Annotated in this window: 18 protein-coding genes and 5 pseudogenes; 9 read left to right on the top strand and 14 right to left on the bottom strand. The window is 69.7% G+C overall.

Translation table 11 applies throughout. The annotated features are described in order from the left end of the window. Positions 1 to 4: 4 nt before the first annotated feature. The 3 genes from AB0915_RS20810 (at position 5) to AB0915_RS20800 (ending at position 4,541) form a co-directional block, all read left to right on the top strand. Positions 5 to 874: a universal stress protein gene (locus tag AB0915_RS20810; protein WP_366692488.1), complete on the top strand. Its 870-nt coding sequence runs from the start codon at positions 5 to 7 to the stop codon at positions 872 to 874. Between the two features lie 102 nt (positions 875 to 976). Further along, complete coding sequence (locus tag AB0915_RS20805) at positions 977 to 1,483, top strand: flavodoxin domain-containing protein (RefSeq protein WP_366692487.1); 507 nt, start codon at positions 977 to 979, stop codon at positions 1,481 to 1,483. A gap of 673 nt (positions 1,484 to 2,156) precedes the next feature. Then, positions 2,157 to 4,541 (top strand): phosphoketolase family protein, encoded by a 2,385-nt coding sequence (locus AB0915_RS20800; protein ID WP_366692486.1) that lies wholly within the window; start codon positions 2,157 to 2,159, stop codon positions 4,539 to 4,541. Between the two features lie 353 nt (positions 4,542 to 4,894). Here AB0915_RS20800 and narI read toward each other — a convergent pair whose 3' ends face one another. The 4 genes and pseudogenes from narI to AB0915_RS20780 form a co-directional block, all read right to left on the bottom strand. Beyond that, a complete protein-coding gene (gene narI, locus AB0915_RS20795; RefSeq protein ID WP_366692485.1) occupies positions 4,895 to 5,689 on the bottom strand; it encodes a respiratory nitrate reductase subunit gamma in 795 nt (264 codons plus the stop codon). Then, positions 5,686 to 6,477 carry a nitrate reductase molybdenum cofactor assembly chaperone gene (narJ, locus tag AB0915_RS20790; RefSeq protein ID WP_366692484.1) on the bottom strand — a complete coding sequence of 264 codons (792 nt, stop codon included), beginning with the start codon at positions 6,475 to 6,477 and terminating at the stop codon, positions 5,686 to 5,688. Before narJ ends, narI begins: the two co-directional genes overlap by 4 nt. After that, a pseudogene (narY, locus tag AB0915_RS20785) lies at positions 6,474 to 7,013 on the bottom strand (nitrate reductase subunit beta); the annotation flags it as partial. The pseudogene narY and the gene narJ, both read right to left, overlap by 4 nt. Positions 7,014 to 7,021: 8 nt before the next feature. Beyond that, a pseudogene (locus AB0915_RS20780) lies at positions 7,022 to 7,402 on the bottom strand (nitrate reductase subunit alpha); the annotation flags it as partial. A 736-nt stretch (positions 7,403 to 8,138) separates the two neighbouring features. Between AB0915_RS20780 and AB0915_RS20775 the strand changes: the two are divergent. From AB0915_RS20775 to AB0915_RS20765, 3 genes are read left to right on the top strand one after another with little or no spacing between them, the layout of a single operon-like run. Beyond that, a complete protein-coding gene (locus tag AB0915_RS20775; RefSeq protein ID WP_366692483.1) occupies positions 8,139 to 8,300 on the top strand; it encodes a hypothetical protein in 162 nt (53 codons plus the stop codon). Then, the gene (locus AB0915_RS20770) at positions 8,300 to 8,746 is read left to right on the top strand and encodes a hypothetical protein (protein WP_366692482.1); all 447 of its coding nucleotides are present in this window, start codon (positions 8,300 to 8,302) and stop codon (positions 8,744 to 8,746) included. The genes AB0915_RS20775 and AB0915_RS20770 overlap by 1 nt, the downstream gene beginning before the upstream one ends. Before the next feature lie 33 nt (positions 8,747 to 8,779). Beyond that, on the top strand, positions 8,780 to 9,799 hold the full coding sequence (locus AB0915_RS20765) for a nitroreductase family protein (protein WP_366692481.1): 1,020 nt from the start codon (positions 8,780 to 8,782) through the stop codon (positions 9,797 to 9,799). Positions 9,800 to 10,040: 241 nt separating this feature from the next. On the opposite strand, the gene AB0915_RS20760 is transcribed toward AB0915_RS20765, so the two are convergent. The 3 genes and pseudogenes from AB0915_RS20760 to AB0915_RS20750 all read right to left on the bottom strand — a co-directional run bounded on the left by AB0915_RS20760 (position 10,041) and on the right by AB0915_RS20750 (position 11,040). Continuing rightward, positions 10,041 to 10,187 carry a hypothetical protein gene (locus AB0915_RS20760; protein ID WP_366692480.1) on the bottom strand — a complete coding sequence of 49 codons (147 nt, stop codon included), beginning with the start codon at positions 10,185 to 10,187 and terminating at the stop codon, positions 10,041 to 10,043. A 203-nt stretch (positions 10,188 to 10,390) separates the two neighbouring features. After that, positions 10,391 to 10,543, bottom strand: a pseudogene (locus tag AB0915_RS20755) (IS21 family transposase); the annotation flags it as partial. Between the two features lie 74 nt (positions 10,544 to 10,617). Next, positions 10,618 to 11,040: a pyridoxamine 5'-phosphate oxidase family protein gene (locus tag AB0915_RS20750; RefSeq protein ID WP_366692479.1), complete on the bottom strand. Its 423-nt coding sequence runs from the start codon at positions 11,038 to 11,040 to the stop codon at positions 10,618 to 10,620. 58 nt (positions 11,041 to 11,098) lie between these two features. On the opposite strand from AB0915_RS20750, the pseudogene AB0915_RS20745 reads away from it, so the two are divergent. Then, positions 11,099 to 12,232 (top strand): annotated as a pseudogene (locus tag AB0915_RS20745) (MFS transporter); the annotation flags it as partial. A gap of 94 nt (positions 12,233 to 12,326) precedes the next feature. Here the strand turns inward: AB0915_RS20745 and AB0915_RS20740 are convergent. Beyond that, positions 12,327 to 14,015: a GAF domain-containing protein gene (locus AB0915_RS20740; RefSeq protein WP_366692497.1), complete on the bottom strand. Its 1,689-nt coding sequence runs from the start codon at positions 14,013 to 14,015 to the stop codon at positions 12,327 to 12,329. A 188-nt stretch (positions 14,016 to 14,203) separates the two neighbouring features. Here AB0915_RS20740 and AB0915_RS20735 point away from each other — a divergent pair. After that, positions 14,204 to 14,401 (top strand): annotated as a pseudogene (locus tag AB0915_RS20735) (DDE-type integrase/transposase/recombinase); the annotation flags it as partial. 81 nt (positions 14,402 to 14,482) lie between these two features. Here the strand turns inward: AB0915_RS20735 and AB0915_RS20730 are convergent. The 6 genes from AB0915_RS20730 to AB0915_RS20705 form a co-directional block, all read right to left on the bottom strand. Next, complete coding sequence (locus tag AB0915_RS20730; protein WP_366692478.1) at positions 14,483 to 14,608, bottom strand: hypothetical protein; 126 nt, start codon at positions 14,606 to 14,608, stop codon at positions 14,483 to 14,485. Between the two features lie 24 nt (positions 14,609 to 14,632). Then, the gene (locus AB0915_RS20725; RefSeq protein ID WP_366692477.1) at positions 14,633 to 15,418 is read right to left on the bottom strand and encodes an ABC transporter permease; all 786 of its coding nucleotides are present in this window, start codon (positions 15,416 to 15,418) and stop codon (positions 14,633 to 14,635) included. After that, a complete protein-coding gene (locus AB0915_RS20720; protein WP_366692476.1) occupies positions 15,415 to 16,401 on the bottom strand; it encodes an ATP-binding cassette domain-containing protein in 987 nt (328 codons plus the stop codon). The genes AB0915_RS20725 and AB0915_RS20720 overlap by 4 nt, the downstream gene beginning before the upstream one ends. A gap of 321 nt (positions 16,402 to 16,722) precedes the next feature. Further along, entirely contained in the window at positions 16,723 to 17,049 is a 327-nt protein-coding gene (locus AB0915_RS20715; protein WP_366692475.1) for a DUF1048 domain-containing protein, read from the bottom strand. A 1-nt stretch (position 17,050) separates the two neighbouring features. Next, complete coding sequence (locus tag AB0915_RS20710; RefSeq protein WP_328884868.1) at positions 17,051 to 17,407, bottom strand: DUF1048 domain-containing protein; 357 nt, start codon at positions 17,405 to 17,407, stop codon at positions 17,051 to 17,053. Next, positions 17,404 to 17,730, bottom strand: a complete 327-nt coding sequence (locus AB0915_RS20705) for a PadR family transcriptional regulator (RefSeq protein WP_366692474.1) — start codon at positions 17,728 to 17,730, stop codon at positions 17,404 to 17,406. Before AB0915_RS20705 ends, AB0915_RS20710 begins: the two co-directional genes overlap by 4 nt. Positions 17,731 to 18,313: 583 nt before the next feature. Between AB0915_RS20705 and AB0915_RS20700 the strand changes: the two genes are divergently transcribed. Further along, positions 18,314 to 19,012: a DUF4232 domain-containing protein gene (locus tag AB0915_RS20700; protein WP_366692473.1), complete on the top strand. Its 699-nt coding sequence runs from the start codon at positions 18,314 to 18,316 to the stop codon at positions 19,010 to 19,012. The last annotated feature ends 217 nt before the right edge of the window (positions 19,013 to 19,229 follow it).

Raw genomic sequence — 19,229 nt, 5'->3', positions numbered from 1 at the left:
GACGATGGACCTCCCGATCGTCGTCGGTGTCGACGGCTCGGAGCCCAGCATGCGGGCCGTCGACTGGGCGGCCGACGAGGCCGCCCTGCGAGGCGCGTCACTACGACTGCTGTACGCCTCGCTGTGGGAGCGGTACGAGGGCACCTCCCTCGCGCAGGACCTCGGCAAGCCCGAGGAACAAGTGACAGCGGAGGACATCGTCGCGACCGCCGCGCGCCGTGCTCACAGCCGCCGGGCCGATGTGAAGGTCACCACCGACGTGCTGCCCGAGGAACCGGAGTACGCGCTGGTACGGGAGAGCCGCACCGCCGCCGCGATGGTTCTGGGCTCGCGCGGCCGCAGCAGTCTGGCCGAGGCGCTTCTCGGGTCGGTCGTTGTCACGGTGGCCGGCCACGCGCACTGCCCGGTGATCGTGCTGCGCGGTAGTCACGACAACCGGGTCCGTCCCGGGGCACGCCGCATTGTCCTGGGCGTCGGTGACAAGCCGGCGGACGCGGCGGCGGTGCGCTTCGCCGTGGAGGAGGCGCAACGCCGTGGCGTGCCGCTGGAGGCCATACGAGCCTGGCGCTGCCCCGCGCACGAGATCACCGATCACCCCCTGATGGCCGGCGAACCCGCCCGGCTGCACAAGGAACGGGCCGTGGAGGAGCTGGAAGCGGCCCTGCAGAACGTCCCGGCCGACGCTGAAGTCCACCGGCGCACCGTCGAGGGCCACGCCCGCCGGGTACTGCTCGACGCCTTGGCCGACGCCGACCTGCTCGTCGTGGGAGCCCGGCGCCGCGAGGGCCACTACGGTCTCCAGCTCGGCCGCGTCGCCCACGCGGTCCTGCACCACTCGGCCTGCCCGGTTGCCGTCGTGCCGCGGCGGGAGTGAGGGCCGTGACCGCGCGTCCAGCCCGCCGAGCAGGCCCTGCACGGCGTGGTCGACGACTGGCTGCGCAGGCTGTGACAGGTGCGTGAGAGGAAGGAGAGCGCCATGACCGGCAAGGTCCTGGTCGCCTACGGAACGAAGAGCGGATCGACGGCACAGATCGCCGAAGCCGTGGCCGCCGTGCTGCGTAACGACGGACTGACGGCCGAGGCGCTGCCGGCGGGGTCGGTGGCGAGCGTGGCGTCGTACGACGCCGTGGTGGTCGGCGGTGCGCTGTACGCCGGCCGTGAAACCATCGCCCTTGGCCGAGGCCTGAACGCCGCGTACCTTCTGACCATGAACAGGCGACTGCAAAGGAACGTGGTGCTCGTTGCCGTCGGCGCGGTCGTTGCCGCAGCCCTGGCGAAAGAGCTGCGCAAACCGTCGGAGTCGCGGACCTGGACGGGGCGCATCGTTGGACTGCCCTACGACTTCCGGCGGCCCACACTGGAGAAGATCGTCCGCGAGTTCTGGGATCCGGACGTCGACGCCTTCTTCACGCCGCACGCGTTCGGCGTCGGATACGGGGTGAACCTGGCCCGTGTGGCCCGGGAATTGCGTCGGTATCCTTGATCGGGTTCCAGTGACAACTGACAGCTGCCACAGTTCTGGTACGAGTGGAACGCCGCCGACGAACCGGGGGCCCGCACCGACCTGATGGACCTCGCCGACCAGGACCCCTGCGAGCGCTACAGCTGGTCGCGCGAGGGCGCCCGGGTGCCGGCCGACGACACCGCCCCGGCGACGACGCACTGCTCGAGACCGTGGCGCGGGACCATCGACGTGCTCGTGGTGCCGCCCGGCGCAGACCGGGCAGGTGATCCTTCAGCGTCCAGGAAGGGGCTCATCTCCGCCATCCCATACGTGGGGCCCGGTCTTCCTTCACATGCTTGACCGGTTCGAGGTCGAAATTTCATATCCACGGCGGCGGACGGCAGCGGGGGTCTCGCGCGGGGCGAGCGGCCCTCGCGGTGGGGACGAACGGCACTCCCGGCGGCCGCGCGCTTCCTGGTGCAGTAATGCCGGCCGTCGGCCCGCCACAGGATCCGCTGGAGACCGGGGGACGGCCGCGCGTCCGGCTCGGTGTCGTGACGAAAGGCCCTCAGCTCTCTCAGCTTTGCGAGCGGTCCGGTTTCCGTGAACCGGTGTGTCGCGGTGAGCCCTCTGGCGGGCGCCGGTCGGGTGGGGGAGGGTGGAAGGCATTGCGGACCCACCGGACCATCCGTTGTGGAAGAAGGGATTCCCCATGTCCGTCGACACGCAGCAGGCGCCCGCCCAGCTCTCCGGCGAAGAGCTGAGCACGCTGGACGCCCACTGGCGCGCCGCGAACTATCTGGCCGTCGGCCAGATCTACCTCATGGCCAACCCCCTTCTGACCGAGCCACTGCGCCCCGAGCACGTCAAACCGCGACTGCTCGGCCACTGGGGCACCTCCCCCGGGCTGAACCTGGTGCACACCCACCTCAACCGTGTCATCAAGGCCCGCCGCCTGAACGCCCTGTGCATCTGGGGGCCGGGCCACGGCGGGCCTGCCGTGGTCGCCAACTCCTGGCTGGAGGGCTCGTACTCCGAGACCTACCCAGATATCACGCGGGACGCGGCCGGCATGGGACGGCTGTTCAAGCAGTTTTCGTTCCCCGGCGGCGTGCCCAGCCACGTAGCGCCCGAGACACCCGGATCCATCCACGAGGGCGGCGAACTGGGCTACTCGCTGTCGCACGCCTACGGCGCCGCCCTGGACAACCCAGACCTGCTGGTCGCCTGCGTCGTCGGCGACGGCGAGGCGGAGACCGGCCCGCTGGCCGCCTCGTGGCACTCCAACAAGTTCCTGGACCCGGTGCACGACGGCGCCGTCCTGCCGATCCTCCACCTCAACGGCTACAAGATCGCCAACCCGACGGTGCTCGCCCGGCTCCCCGAAACGGAACTCGACGCGCTCCTCAATGGGTATGGCCACGACCCGATTTACGTCACCGGCGACGACCCGGCCGCCGTCCACCGCTCCATGGCCGGCGCCATGGACAGCGCGCTGCACCGCATCGCCGCAATCCAGCGCACCGCCCGCGAGGACGGCGTCACCGAGCGCCCCCGCTGGCCCGTGATCGTGCTGCGCACCCCGAAGGGCTGGACCGGCCCGGCCGAGGTCGACGGCCTCCCGGTCGAAGGCACCTGGCGCGCCCACCAGGTCCCGCTGGCTGCCGTCCGCGACAACCCCGACCACCTGCGGCAGCTGGAGGCATGGCTGCGCTCCTACCGCCCGGAAGAACTGTTCGACGAACACGGCCACCCCCGTCCCCAGGTGCTGGCCTGCATTCCCGAAGGCGACCGCAGGCTCGGCGCCACCCCGCACGCCAACGGCGGACTGCTGCTGCGCGAACTCCCCCTGCCGCCGCTTGAGACATACGCCGTCGAAGTCGACAAGCCCGGCGCGACCCTCCACGAACCCACCCGCGTCCTGGGCGACCTGCTCGAACACGTCATGCGATCCACCACCGACCGGCGCGACTTCCGCCTGGTCGGCCCCGATGAGACCGCCTCCAACCGCCTCCAGGCCGTCTACGCTGCCAGCGGCAAGGCGTGGCAGGCCGAGACCCTGCCCGTGGATGAACACCTGGACCGGCACGGCCGGGTGATGGAGATCCTGTCCGAACACACCTGCCAGGGCTGGCTGGAGGGCTACCTGCTGACCGGCCGGCACGGGCTGTTCTCCTGCTACGAGGCGTTCGTGCACATCGTCGACTCGATGGTCAACCAGCACATCAAATGGCTGCGCGTCACCCGACGGCTGCCCTGGCGGGCCCCCATCGCCTCCCTCAACTACCTGCTCACCTCGCACGTGTGGCGGCAGGACCACAACGGCTTCTCCCACCAGGACCCCGGTTTCGTCGACCACATCCTCAACAAGAGCCCGGAGGCGGTACGGGTCTACCTGCCGCCGGACGCCAACACCCTGCTGTCCGTTGCGGACCACGCGCTGCGCAGCCGCGACTACGTGAACGTGATCGTCGCCGGTAAGCAACCCTGCTTCGACTGGCTGTCGATGGACCAGGCCAAGGTCCACTGCGCGCGCGGCGCCGGCATCTGGGACTGGGCCGGCACCGAGGACGGCACCCGCGAACCGGACGTGGTGCTGGCCTGCGCGGGCGACGTCCCGACCCAGGAGGTGCTGGCTGCCGCCCAGCTGCTGCGCCGGCACCTGCCAGAGCTGGCGGTGCGCGTGGTGAACGTCGTCGACATCGCCCGCCTACTGCCGAGCGAGGAACACCCGCACGGGATGAGCGACTTCGAGTACGACGGCCTGTTCACCGCCGACAAGCCGGTGATTTTCGCCTACCACGGCTACCCGTGGCTGATCCACCGGCTCGCCTACCGGCGCACCGGGCACCGGAACCTGCACGTGCGCGGCTACAAGGAGATCGGCACCACAACCACCCCGTTCGACATGGTGGTGCGCAACGACCTGGACCGCTACCGGCTGGTCATGGACGTCATCGACCGCGTCCCAGGGCTCGCCGTCCGTGCCGCCGTCGTGCGCCAGCGGATGGAGGACGCCCGGCTGCGCCACCACGACTGGATCCGGGAGCACGGCACCGACCTGCCCGAGGTCGCCGACTGGACCTGGGACGGCTGACCGGATTGGTTTGACCATGGGGCCTGCTGCGGGACCGCACTTCGCGAGGAAGCCATCACGCCCCGTCGTACTGCCGCCGTGGGCCCGGGCGTCTCATGCGCGGTGCTCCATTCAGATGACGGATGGCGCCCTGGGCTTGCGCGGTTGTCCTACCGGTCGAGCAGGGGTCCGAACGGGCCAAACGCAAGATCAGCAGCGCAGGGATCCTGGGCGTGACCGGCGGCGGGGCTCGTCATGCGGCCCCGGAGCCCGGGCCATGGTCGGCCTCACCGGCCCACCGGGCGGCGAGTTCTCCGGCACGCCGGGCTGCGGCGGCCACCGCGTCAGGGCCGCCCCCTGAGCGGCGCTGTGACTCATGCCGCTCGCCGGGAGCCAGAGGCCGACCGTGGCCGGCCCCCTGCCGTCGGGGCTGCGGCCGGTGTGGCTGCGGCCGGTGTGGCCCGCCGTCGGTAGACCAGATACGGCCGGGCCAGGTATCCGATCGGGGCGCTCCACACATGAACCAGCCGGGTGAACGGCCAGGCTGCGAAGAGCAGGCAGGCGGTCAGGGCGTGCAACTGGAACAGCAGCGGTGCTCCAGCGATCGCCTCGGGCTGCGGCTGGAGGGTGAACAGGCCGCGGAACCAGACGGAGACGGTGGAGCGGTAGTCGTAGCCGCCGAAGACGTTGTGGGCGGCGGTAGCGGTGATGCCCAGCAGGACGGTGGCGGACAGGAGGGGGAAGAGCAGCTTGTCGCTTCGGTCGGTGCCCAGCCGGATCCGGCGGGTCAGCAGCCGCCGGGCACACAGCATGCCAAGCCCCGCGACCATGGCGACGCCCGCCACCGAACCCGCCCATACGGCCGTTGTGTGGTACGCGTGTTCGCTGATCCCGGCGGCCTCGGTCCAGGAGGCGGGGACCGCCAGGCCCACCGCATGTCCGCCGATCACCATGAAGGCGCCCAGGTGGAACAGCGGGCTTCCCCAGCGCAGCCACCGGTGTTCGAGGAGCTGGCTGGTGCGGGAGGTCCAGCCGAACTGATCCTGGCGGTAGCGCCAGACGTGCCCGACGACGAACACGGCGAGACAGATGTAGGGGATGGCGACCCACAGGAGGAGGTCGGCACCGCTCGTGGACGCGGCGGCCAAGGGGGTGGGTACGGCGTTCATCGGGGGCCTTCCGTACGACTGGTCGAAGCGGGTGGCACACGGGTCGGCGGGGCCGGCGCCGGCGGCACGAAGGTGCCCGGAGGTGCGAACTCCCCGTCCCCGTACGTCCTGTAGGGGCCGAGGCCAACCTCTTCGCTCGGTGGGCCCTCGGCGACGAGCTGCGCCACCGCCGCGCGGTCCGCCTCGGTGGGTGGCGGCAGCAGGGTGAGCAGGGCGGCCAGGACGTGTCGGTAGGGGGAGCCGGCGTCGGTCAGGGCGCGGTGGATCAGCTCCAGCCCGCGCCGGTGCTGGCGCAGTGGTGCCTCGCCGCCACCTGGACCGGCCAGGGCGGCGAATTCCAGCACGACCGGCAGGTGGTCGGGCAGTTCTCCCCCGTCGGTATCCCAGCCCGCGGCCCGGTAACGCCGGTTCAAGGTGAGCAGGGCCATGCCCCGGCGGCGGGTGTCGCCGTGCAGGTAGTAGGTGAGGTAGAGGCTGCTCTTGCGGCGCAGGTCGAACATCTCGACGTAATGGCGCTCCAGCGCCTCGGGCTCCTGCCCGGTGAACCAGGTGGTGAAGGCGGCCAGGCGTTCGGCGGCAGGCGAGGACGGCAGTCCCTCGACGGCAGTCGTCAATACCGTTCGGGCGGCGATGAGTTCGGCGTCCGGGTACTGCAGCAGCAGCGAGCACAACCGCAGCAGCAGAATGCGCGCGTCGCTCTCCTCGGGCGTGAGCCGGGCCGGACGGCGTACGGCCGCCCGGACGCGCGTCCGCACGAGGGCGGGAATCGTTGCGGGCAGCGGGCTCACAGGTGGCCTCCGGCGGGGGTTTCGGGCGTACGGCGGCGCAGGGTGGGGATGCCGAGCATCACCCGTCGCCCGCCGTTGTCCGTAGGGTCGCCGGACGATTCGACCGGGCATCGGTTCTCCATCGCGGTCAGCGCGGCAGCGTCCTCCTCGTGCGCGGCCGGGACGACATAGCGGTCGGCGTATTTGGCGACGGCGAGCAGACGGTGCAAGTCCTGCGCCTCGCGGGCGGTGAGCCCGACGGCCTTGAGCACGGCCTCGTCACCGGTTTCACCGAGGGTGCGCTCCCGCATGTACGAGCGCAGCGTGGTGAGCTTCATCAGCACCCCGGCGACGACGTCCGGGTCCCCGGCGGTGAACAGCTCCGCCAGGTACTCCAGCGGGATGCGCAGGCGGGTGACCGCGGCGAAGACGTGGTCGGGATCGTTCTGGTTGCCGCCCGCCGCGTCGACGGCGTCGAGCACGGGCGACAGCGGAGGCACGTACCAGACCATCGGCAGGGTGCGTTACTCCGGGTGCAGCGGCAGTGCCACCTCGTACGTGGAGCCGGGTCGCCGAGGCGACGACGTGCCTCGCGCCACAGCTTTAGCAGCGCGCCGCGTACATACGGATAGCGGACCCGGCTGGGGGAGTAGGTGTACCAGGAGAACGAGGCGCCGCGCGGGCAGCCGCGTGGCTCGTACTCGGGGCAGTCGGTACCGATGGACGGGTAGTCGGTGGCCTGGTGCTCCCAGGTGATGATGCCGTCCTTGACGTACACCATCCACGAGCAGGAACCGGTGCAGTTCACCCCGTGCGTTGAGCGCACCACCTTGTCGTGCGCCCAGCGGTCGCGGTAGAAGCCCTCCCACTTGCCGTTGTTCTCGCCGAACACGGCGCGCCCGTCGGCCGAAACCTCACGGCGGGTGAGTAGTCGCCGGGCGGCCAGCGGTCAGCCTTCACCAGCGCGCGACGCCTGAGGCTGTGCGTTCTGATCGTTCTCCATGGCTGGGAACGCTAGGCGCTGCGGGCCCTGGTGCACCTGGGGCCGGCGGTCCTGGCCGGCTGGCCTTCCGGCCCAGTCCGGACGGTCGCAATAGGGCCCATTGGTCCCGGCGCTGGGGTCCGGTCGACCGGGGGGTCGGGTGACCCGGAGCTGCATCCTGGGCATTGAACGAACCGCATATGCTCATCTGTCCGTAGGACCGCATCCCATACCTGACGGCGGCTATCTCCCCGTCCCTGGCCGCCTCAGGCGCAGCGAGTATGGCACGTGTCGCCCGGTTCGGTCGTGCGTCCGGCCGCCCCGCGCGGCCGGACGCGGCATCAGCCCTCCCCCCGCCGGCACCCCGCAATGCCGTCGACACCCGCACCTGGCGCGATGCATCCGCGCCGACGGGCCGTCCGGCCCTGGCACGAGTGCCGGATCGAGGGACTGTCGGTCCATCGGAAAGGACTGATCGGCCGCCGCGCCGGTACGCCCCGACTCCGCATGCTGATCAGCGACCGATCTGGAGGGATCACGTGTACTACCGCAACCAGCATCCGTGCGACTGTCTCCACCGCCGTCCCCCGTCACGGGTGCTGCGCACGGTCCGGGCCGGTTATCGTCCGGCCGCCCGCCTCGTCTTCCCTGACTCCAGGGCGGCCGGACACAGCCTCAAGGCGCTGGGAAGGGCTGTGCGATGAGCGCCGCCGTCCGTGTCATCCGCCGCCAGCGGCACGACGCGGGGGAGCGGCCGTTCATCGTCGACCACTTTCCCGAGGCCGGCCACTACTCCGTCGTCGACCACGACACGCGTCACGCCGAAGCCGGGGCCATGGGCATGGTGGAGGTGAGCGACTGATGGACACCGTCGGCCTGTGGTCCCTGATGCGGTTCGTGCACGTGGCCGGCGCCGCCCTCTGGGTCGGCGGCCAACTGGCCCTGTCCCTGGTGATCCTGCCGCTGGCCCGCCACCTGCTCGCACCGGAGGCCAAGTACCGCTTCACCGCCGCGGCGGGCCGCCGGTTCGGCATGCTGACCGGGGCCGTGTTCCTGCCGGTGCAGCTGGCCACCGGCTGGGCCATGGCCTGGCACAAGGGCGTCACCTGGGTCTCGCTCACCGAACCCGGCTACGGCCGTACCTTGGCGGCCAAACTCGCCCTCTTCGTGGTGGTGATGCTCGCCGCGGGCGGCCACGGTATCGCCCACGCCAAGGGCCACTCCGAACTTGCCCGGATCCTGGCGGTCGTCTCCCTCGTCGGCTCGCTCGGTGTCGTCCTGCTGGCAACCGCCCTGCCCGCCACCTGACCCGTGGCCACGACGAAGAGAAGAGGAGGCATCATGCGTACCCAAACCCCGCTGGACGCCGCCACCGTGGAGTCGCTCCTGACGGCCGCCGTGGCAGCCCCGTCGATCCACAACACACAGCCCTGGTGCTTCCGCCTGGACCCCGACAGCCAGGCAATGGAGGTCCGTTCGGCGCCGGAGCGAACACTGCCGCTGATCGACCCGATGCACCGCGCCCAGTATCTGTCCGTGGGCGCCGCGGTCTTCAACCTCCGGCTCGCCGCCGTCCACCAGGGCTGGCGGCCGGAGGTGAGACTGCTGCCGGATCCGCACGAACCAGGGCTGTTGGCCACCGTACGACTGACCGGTCGCCTCGGCGCGGACGACCAGCCGTCGGCCCCCGGCCTCTATGAGGCCATCGCGCGGCGGCACACCAGCCGGATGCCGTTCACCGGCCGACCGGTGCCCGAGCCGGTCGTGGCGGAGATGGCGTCGGCCGCGCATGCCGCCGACGCACGCCTGCACGTGCCGGACATCGTCGGAACACGGCGGCTGCTGCGTCTGACCGCCGCGGCCGAGGCACGCAACCACGCCCACCCGGAGCGCACCGCCGAAACCCGGACCTGGATCACCGCCCCGGGAGCAGACACCCCATACGGCATACCCGTCACCGCCCTCGGCCCGCCCGACACGGCCGCGCGGATGCCGGTGCGGGACTTCACCGGCGCGCTGCCTGCCCTCCGCCTGCCCGCCCTGTGGTTCGAACGCCACGTTCAGGTGGCCCTGCTGTGGACGTCCCACGACCGGCGGGAGGACTGGCTGCGGGCGGGCCAGGCCCTGCAGTATGTCCTGCTCACGGCCACCGCCCACGGGCTGCGCACGTCACTCCTGCATCAGGCCATGGAATGGCCCGACCTGCGGGCGGCGACGGCCCTTCCGGGACACAAGCGGTGTCATCCGCACGTGCTGATCAGATTCGGCTACGGACCGGACGGCGGCAGCACTCCGCGAGCACCTGGGCACTGCGCCGTTCGTCGCGCAACACCGCCTGCAACCGATACCGAAACGAAGTGAGTACGCGGTCTCTAACGGCGCCGTCCAAGGAACACGGCGGACAGGGCCGCACCTGTCCGCCGCAAAGACGGCCCGTCAGCCTGCGCCGCAGGCAGCCCCGAGCACGCGCCGGGTGACGAGCTCCGCCTCGATCCGTATGAACATGGTGTCCGCTGCTGTTACCCAGGGGCGCGGACTGTCCGTGAAAGCCGTTTCGTGCTCCGCCGCCGGACCGTTCAGACCGTGGTGCTACCGGTGATGATCACACCAGGGCACCCAGGTCTTCGATGGTGAACCAGGTGACGGACAGGCCGGCTTCGACCGCGGTCTGGCCGAGGGCCTCGGTGAAGTGGGACTTGTCGGTGCTGCGGGTCCGCAGATGCAGAAGTTCTCGCGGCGGCCGATCCATTCGAGGGTCCTGAGGGCGTCCTGGGTGGCTCTGGGGATAGAGGACTTACCCTCGAGCCAGTCGCCGAAAGTCTTGCCGGTGGGAAAGCGGCCCGCTTGCGGCGAGTGTGGAGATTGACGCGGTCGCGTACGGCGGCTGCCTCGGCCGGGTCCCATCTCTGTGCCTTGACGGTGGGGATCAGGTCAGACAACGCCCGCCGCAGTTCGAGAGTCGACCTTTTCGCAGAACACCCGGCAGGCCGCTTCGAGTTCGCCGAACGTCTTGTAGCGATCACGCAGATTGACGTCCTCGGGCACCAGGCCCGCCTTCGCGATACGGACCGTCGCTTCCGAGCCGCCCTTGGTCTCCGGATCCGAGTGACTCCGCGCCGTCGGCGCGCGCCTGTGTCCGCGCGGCCGGAGTCAGAGCCCGCGGTCGCTGCGGGGGCACCTCACTGCGTGCCGAGCGCTCCCCTGAGCTCGCGTCCGGTGACCATCTCGGACTCGATCCGTACGAACACCGCGTCCCGCAGGGGCATCCAGGAGCTGGGGCCGGTCTGCGACAGCCGTTCGTGCTCGGCGGGATCGGTCAACAGGGTGGCCCGTCCGGTGACGACCACGCTCCAGCCGAACCGGGTTGCCGCGTCGAACTCGTCCGCCTCGAAGGCGACTACGACGCCGTCAAGGGCGTGTACGAGGTCCGAGTCCGGCGATGTGCACAGAAGGACGGAGGCGTCCGTGTCCAGGGAGAAGTTGATGGGGAGGACTGCGGGCAGTGCCTGTCGGGTGTAGACCACACGGCCGACCGGCACCTTGGCCAGGAGGCGCAGGCACTCCTGCCGGTCGAGGGTGCGAAAGGCGTCGTTCGGGGACATCAGGTCATCGTCCCTGTGGGCGCCGGGAAGGGGGTAGGGCCGGTCGGCCCTCTTTTGTTGTGTCCCGGCATGGGCGCTGCTCAGCCCGCTCGGTCCGCGCTTCAAGGACTCCCTCGACCTGTCTTCGTTCCAGCAGTCGTTGCTGGTGGCGGTGCCGGTCGTGGTCGGCTCCCTGGGCCGCATCCCGGTCGGCGCGCTGACCGACCGGTTCGGTGGCCGGGTCATGTTCCCGATTGTGTCGGCGGCCACCATCGTACCGGTCCTCTACCTCGGCCTGGCCGGACACTCCTCCCTCGCCGCGCTACTGATCGGCGGGTTCTTCCTCGGCATCGGCGGCACCGCCTTCGCCGTCGGCGTGCCCTTCGTGAACGCCTGGTTCCCGCCGGAGCGGCGCGGTCTGGCCATGGGTGTCTTCGGCGCCGGCATGGGCGGAACCGCGATCAGCGCCCTGACCACCGTGAAGCTGGTCAACGCGCACAGTATGTCGACACCCCTCCTGATCACCGCCGCGGTGCTCGCCGTGTACGCCGTGGCCGCGGCGCTGCTGCTCCGCGACGCGCCCGGACGCACAGTGCCGACCGAGCCGCTGGGGCGCCGCCTGGCCGCCACTGCCCGGCTGGCCATCACCTGGCAGGCGTCCGCGCTGTACACGGTGGCCTTCGGCGGCTACGTCGCCTTCTCCGTCTACCTGCCGACCTACCTCAAGACCGGCTACGGCCCGACCCAGGCGGACGCCGCGAACCGGATGGCCGGGTTCGTGCTGCTCGCGGTGGCGATGCGCCCGATCGGCGGCTGGCTGTCGGACCGGCTGGGCCCCGTCCGGGTCCTGGCCGCGTCGCTGACCGTGGTGGCCGCCGGGGCGGTGGCGCAGTCGTTCACCCCGTCGCTGGCCCCGGTGGGAACCATCGCCTTCCTGGCCATGGCCGGCGCGCTCGGCACGGGCAGCGGGGCGACCTTCGCCCTGGTGGCCCTGCTGACCCCGGCGAACAAGGTCGGCTCGGTCACCGGCATCGTCGGCGTAGCCGGCGGCCTGGGCGGGTTCGTCCCGCCGCTGGTCATAGGCTCCCTGTACGGCGCCTACGCCACCGGCCTGGTCCTCCTGGCCGTAGTGGCCGGCGCCGCGCTGGCCTTCACCGGCACCGGCGTCCGCTGGGCCCTCACCCACCGCGCCCCCGCCGCACTGACCAACTGAACCGGGGGACATCAATTTTCATCACCGGCACTGATCATGCGGAACCGACGCAGGTGACTCCTGAACTCACGTCGAAGCGACATCCACGGAAAAGTTACACAGTCAGCGGGACGACCCACTTGACGACGGTGCCGCTCGGTTCGTTCGAAGACAGGCTGAACGTGCCGCCCATCTCCTCTGCGCGCCTGCAGAGGTTGGCCAGGCCGCTGCGGCGGGTGACCGCCGGGTCGATCCCGCGGCCGTTGTCTGCCACGCGCAGCTGCAGGGCGGCGTCGGTGACATCGACGCTGACGTCGACGGCGGTGGCGTGCGCGTGCCGAGCGGCGTTGGACTGGGCCTCGCCGAGCACGGCCAGCAACTGCTCGGCCAGTTCGGCGGACACGGCCGTGTCCAGCAACCCGGTCATGCGCAGGGCCGGGGCAAAGCCAAGCGATTCGGTGGCCCGTTCAGTGGCCGCCACCAGTTGGGCGCGCAGCCCGCTGCCGCGACGGGTCCGATCGTGCTCGCGGAGGCCGTAGATGGTGGAACGGATGATCTTGATGGTGTCATCCAGGTCGTTCACAACCCGCTGGATCCGCTCGCCGACCTGCGGCCGGTCGGCCACTCGGCCCAGCGTGGACTGCAGCGACAGCGCGCCGGCGAACAGCCGCTGGATGACCAGGTCATGCAGGTCTCGGGCAATCCTGTCGCGGTCATTGAGCACGAGCATGCGCTCCGTGTCCCGCCGGTGCTCAGCGACGTCCAAGGCCAACGCAGCCTGGTTGCCGAACCCGGTGACCATGTCGACAACGGCGTCCGTGAAGAAAGTGCTGCCCGGTACGTTCGCCACCTGCAGCACCCCGCGGACGTGCTCCCGGGTGCCGAGCGGTACGAAGAACGCCGGCCCCAGCTCCACCACCGAGGCGCTGCCGCCCTCGGCGCGCGGGTCGGCGCTCACGGCATCACTGGTGATCCTCTCCCCGGACGTGAAGACCTTCGCAGCCAGCGCCGCGGCGGGCAGCACCAGCCCGCGGACCTCCTCGGCCAACGCTCCCGAGGCGGCCTCGATGACCAACTCGCCGCGGTCACCGACCGGCACGCCCAAGGTGACCAGGTCCGCACCGGCCATCTTCCGCACGGTGGCCGTGACAGATTCCAGCACCGCGGCGGGCTCCGTACCGGACAGCAGGCTACGCGTCAGCTCGTTGCTGGCCGCCAGCCACCGCTGTCGGCGGTCCGCATCCTCGTACAGCCGGGCGTTGTCGATCGCCACACCGGCCGCCGCGGCCAGGGTCCGCAGCACCGCCTCGTCGTCGGTGTCGAACTCTGCCCCGCTCTGCTTGTTGGTCAGGTACAGGTTGCCGAAGACCTGGTCGCGGACCCGGATGGGGGCGCCGAGGAAGCTGGTCATCGGCGGATGCCCGGACGGGAAGCCGACGGACGCTGGATGCTGGGCCAGGTTCGCCAGGCGCAGCGGTTCCGGGTGACGGATGAGCTGCCCGAGGATGCCCTCGCCGCGCGGGTAGTGCCCGATCCGGGCGATGGCCTCCTTGTCGATGCCGACCGTGACGAACTGCTTGATCGTGCCTTCCTCGCCCAGGACGCCGAGCGCCCCGTATTGGGCGTCGACCAGGGTGACCGCCGACTCCACGATGCGGTGCAGCACCACCTCCAGGTCCAGGTCGGAGCCGACCGCCAGCACCGCGTCCAGCAGTGTGTGGACCCGGTCCCGGGCCCCCCGAACCTGCGCCACCTGCTGCTGCAGGTCCTCCAGCAGTGTATCCAGCCGCAGCTGTGGAGACATCCCGAATGTCTCCACCTCACGCGAATCCTGCGTGCGCTCGTCCACCACAGCTCCCTTTGCCGTCTCGCTGGCCCACCCCCACAGGATGCCCGACGAGCCGAACCCGTCCGACGGCACCCCGGAGAGCAGCGAGGGCAGGTCTCAGGAAGGGTGGGCAGATGGGTGATCGTCCCATGGCCGGGCCCGATGTGGACACCTTCTCCCGTCGGATCATCGGCTGGTCCGCCGCCACCACCAAGGAGACCAGGCTCGTCCTGGGCGCCCTGGAGATGGCCCTGTGGCAGTGCGACCGGGATGGATTCCCGCACACTCAGGGAGAGTTGATACATCACTCGGACGCGGGGTCGCAGTACACATCGCTCGCGCTGACAGAGCATCTGGACCGTGCAGGGATCGCGGCACCGGGACAAGGCTCTGCCATGTCTTCGCCACTGTCCCTGCGGGAGTCGGCGCTCGCCACGGCTGGTCTACTGCGAGTCGACGTGAATCAGTGCGGTGGGGCGGGAGCGGGCCAGAGCCAGCCCGCCATGGGCTATGTCGATCAGCCGCGCCTCCGGCCGGGTGGCTGGGGCGGCGTTCAGCGGCCCCATCAAGGTGGCCAGCGCGGTCGGTCGTTTCTATTTCGGGTCGCGGTTGAACTGCGTCGTCGACCAGCGGTAGCCGAGCGCGATCAGGCCGACGCACCAGGCGATCGCGATCCAGCCGTTGTTGCCGATCTCGGTGCCGAGGAGGAGGCCGCGGAGGGTTTCGATGGCGGGGGTGAAGGGCTGGTACTCGGCGATCGGCTGGAACCAGCCGGGCATGGTGTCGGCCGGGATGAAGGCGCTGGAGACGAGGGGGAGGAGGATCAGCGGCATGGCCATGTTGCTGGCCGCCTCGGGGTTCGGGCTGGCCAGGCCCATGCCGACCGCGATCCAGGTCAGCGCCAGGGCGAAGAGCACGATGAGCCCGAATGCTGCCAGCCACTCCAGGGCGGTGGCATCGGTCGAGCGGAAGCCGATGGCCACGCCGACGGCGCCGACGAGGACCACGCTCATGACGGATTGCAGCACGCTGCCGACGACGTGCCCGATGAGTACCGAAGGGCGGTAGACCGCCATCGTGCGGAAGCGGGCGATGAGGCCCTCGGTCATATCCATGGAGACGTACACCGCGGCCCCGATCACGGTGCTGCCGATGGTCATCAGCAGCAAGCCTGGGACGATGTAAGCGATGTAGTCGGAGCGGTCGGCGCCGCCGATGCCCGCGCTCATCACGTCGCCGAAGATGTAGACGAAGAGCAGCAGCATCATGATCGGCGTGAGCAGCAGGTTCAGGGTTCCTGACGGGTAGCGCCGCGCGTGCAGCAGGTTGCGGCGCAGCATCGTTCTTGAGTCGCGTACAGCGAGAGACGGGCAGCTCATCGGACGTTCTCCTTGGGCTGGTTGGGAACGTTGGCTGGGCCGGTCAGGGCGAAGAACACGTCGTCGAGGTCGGGTGTATGGACGGTCAGTTCGTCCGCCTCGATGCCGGCGGAGTCGAGCCAGTCGAGAGTGGAACGCAGTTCGCGCTGACTGCCGTCGCTGGGGATGGACAGCGACAGTGCCTCGTCGTCCCGGGTGACTTCGCGCAGGGCGTCAGCGGCGAACTGGTAGGTGGCCGGGTCGGTGAAGCGGAGCCGGATGTGCCCGCCCGGGATGAGCCGCTTGAGCTCCTCGGCTGTGCCCTCGGCGGCGATCTTGCCGTCGTTCAACACAGCGATACGGTCGGCGAGTTCGTCGGCCTCCTCCAGGTACTGGGTGGTGAGGAAGACGGTGACGCCGTCGGAGACGAGGCCGCGGATGATGCCCCACATGTTGTGGCGGGAGCGCGGGTCGAGCCCTGTCGTCGGCTCGTCGAGGAAGATGATCCGCGGGCTGCCGACCAGCGTCATCGCGAGGTCGAGGCGGCGCTTCATGCCGCCGGAGTAGGTCGAGGCGGGCTTCTTCGCGGCCTCCACCAGGTCGAAGCGCTCCAGGAGTTCGGCGGCGGTGCGCCGCCCCTCCTGCTTGGAGAGGTGGTGCAGGTCCGCCATGAGGAGCATGTTCTCCTCGCCGGTGATCAGGCCGTCGACGGCAGAGAACTGCCCGGTGACACCGATCGCGGCACGGACCGCCTGTGGGTCGGCGGCCAGGTCGTGCCCGCCGACGTGTAGGTCACCGGCGTCGGCGGTGATGAGCGTGGACAGGATCTTCACGGCGGTGGTCTTGCCGGCGCCGTTCGGGCCGAGCAGCGCGAACACAGACCCGGCCGGGATACGCAGATCGATACGGTCGAGGACGACCTTTTCGCCGTATGACTTGCGTAGCCCGACGGCGGAAACCGCAGTCGGCGACGGATGACCGTCACCTGGGCTGGGCGTGGGCATGACAGATAAAGGCATGGTGACTTCCTTCCGAAGGCTGAAGACACAGGGGGAGTGGAAGCAATCTCGGAACTCGGATTGAGCGACTGTCCGCGACTACACGTCGCTCGTGTCGTCTTGGGGAATGGTGTCGAGCGGCCCGCGGCCGGAGACCTGCCCGCCAGGGGCATGGGCAGGGCTGAGCCAGGTCTCCGGCGGCCGGCTCGACCACCTCGGTGGACAGGATCTGCGGCGGCTTCTGGTGGCCGGTCGGCCCGTCGCCTGTTCGCGCTGTGCCGAGGCGAACGAACCGCGCGTGCGGGCTACGCCCACTGGCGAGGTGCGTTACTTCTCGGCCGTGCCGGGTGCCCTGCTGATGGACTCCTGATAGACGTCCGCATAGGTGCGTGAGTCCTTGACCAGGTCGTCGCAGAACGCGGCGACGTCCTTGCCGATGAGTTCCAAGACCCCCTTGCCCGCGGCGACGCCCTCCTCGAAGAAGTCGACGATCCCGGGGAGCAGCGGCCCATCAGGCAGGTCGATCGGCCCGACCTTGAACAGGTACTTCTGTATCTCCTTGTAGACGATCTGGTAGTCCGGCGGGAGCGCCTTGACCCGAGCCATGTGTGCCCGCCACTGCTTCTTGCCTTCGATGATGTCCTGGATGCCCACGTCAGCCTCCCAGCCGGCTCAGTTTCCTTGCGACGTTCCTGTTCAACTGCTCGCGCCACCGGTCGCGATAGGTGCGAGCCCCTTCTCCACCGGCCAGCGCCGTGCAAAAGCCTCGGATGTCGTCGCCGAGCACCTCGTGGACGCTCTGCCCGTCCGCCGCTGTTTCTTCGAGCAGCCCCAGGGCTGCGTCGAGGATCGGCATCAGGTTGCGGCCGGTGAAGTCCCCATGGGGAAAGAGGTCAACCTTGATCTGTTCCCACGCCGCCCGGTATTCGTCTGGCAGGGCCTCGGCCCGGGCTTCGAACGCCTTCCATTCCCTGGTGAGATCACTGCCTGTGATGGTCTCCCAGAAGTTCATCTCCCGCCCTCCTTGAGTCTGTCGATGCGTGATGAGACGTACTGCCATTTCGTCCAGAACTTCGCGAGTTCCTCGCGTCCGGCGTCGTTGAGCGCGTAGAACTTGCGCGGCGGACCGACCCCGGATGGTCGTTTCGTCACCTGGACGAGTCCGTTCCGCTCCAGTCGCAGCAGGATGGTGTACACCGTCCCCTCGACGACGTCGGCGAAGCCGAGCTCGTTCAGCTGACGGGTGATGGCGTACCCGTAGGTTTCTTCGCCGCCGATGATTTCGAGCACGCACCCTTCGAGTGTGCCCTTCAGTATCTCCGTCAGATCGTCCATCGCTGGTCCTCCTCGGCCGTATCGGTACTGCGTAGTGCCGAGTACCACTATACGGTATCACCGAGTAGTGGAGGTCGCCAGTAGTCGGCGAACATGGACCGGACTCTGCGATCCGCGAAGCGAAGGAAGAGATCCGACACGACGTGGACCTCGGTCCTCTGGTGGTCGAAGGGGACTTCGCCGATTGCCCCAACGCGCTGAACTTGACAGAGAAGCCCTCGATGACCAGCGCGGTGTGCGCGGTCTTCATCAGCTGGTGGCGGGATCGCTCGCCCAAGTCCAGGGCCCGCTCGAGCGTTTTCGTTGGCCAGTGAGCGTTGCACTTGGCCAGTTGAGCGCGAACGGTGCTGTCGGTCGGTGGTGGCCATGGGGGCAGGTGAGACTGTTCGGGGCCGCGTGCGGGCGCCAGATCCACGGTGAGGAACTCCAGGCGCCCGCGGCTCGGCCTCACCCGTTCGCGCGGTTTGTTTGCGGGACGTGAGTGAGGCGTTTCCGGAACGTCAGTGGCCCCGGGAAAAGTGGTGCCCACACCGCGGGAACGGCCGAAGAAAACTCCCGCACGAAACGCAGAGGGAACCCGATCATGCGTACTTCCCGGATTCGTACCGCCACCCTAGCCGCCATCACCGCCGCGCTGGCGCTGGGCCTGACCGCCTGCGGCGGCGCCGACGGCGGCTCGAAGGCGGCGGGCGGCGACAATGGCGCCGGTACCGCGCAGAGCCGGTCCGCGTCTGATGGAGACGGCAAGGGCGGCACGGAGCAGGCCAACAGCGGCGGTGACACCAAGGAGGGCACACGATCGACGACCGCCTCGGGCGGCACGGACGAGGTCGCGAGCAAGGGCACAACGGCCGGCGCCCAGCAGTGCCGCGGCGACGAGATGCTGCTCACCGCGGTGCACCGCTTCGCCGGGCAGCAGGGCGACCACCTGCTGGTCACCGCGTCGAACGAGGGCACTAAGCCATGCTGGGTCACCTCGTACCCGGCCGTGAAGCTCGGCGGCGACGTCGACGGCGCCGCACTGCCGCACTCGAAGAAGGACAACCCGGGCGGCCACAAGCACATCACGCTCCGGCCCGGCGGCAAGGCGTACAGCGCGGTGAACCTCTTCGACTACGGCTCGAAGAACCACACGGCGCAGTCGTTCGCCATCGCGCTGCGCGGCGTGGACGGTCACGACGGCCCCTTCTACTCCGTCGATATCAAGGGCGAGAAGCCGCAGTTCAGCTGGAACGAGGCCGACGTGCTGAACTGGAGCACCAAGAAGCCGTACGACTTCTGACGGTCCATCGGCCAGTGACGCGTCATCCGGGACGCGCCGCACCGCGCGTCCCGCACTCCGCCAGCACGGCGTCGGTGTGCTGGCGATCGTGTCCGGCTGGTCGTGGGACGGGGCGCCGAGTGCTCCGCGGATCATGGCACCTCGCCCTCGACCTCACGTGATCAGCCTGCACTGCTCCCGTCACAAGCCCAGCGTCCACCAAAGCCGGCGGAATCGA

Source organism: Streptomyces sp. NPDC048411 (assembly GCF_040704695.1).
GTDB lineage: Bacteria > Actinomycetota > Actinomycetes > Streptomycetales > Streptomycetaceae > Streptomyces.
The sequence above is the reverse complement of the archived record's forward strand: the minus strand, read 5'-3'. Positions and strand labels throughout refer to the sequence as shown.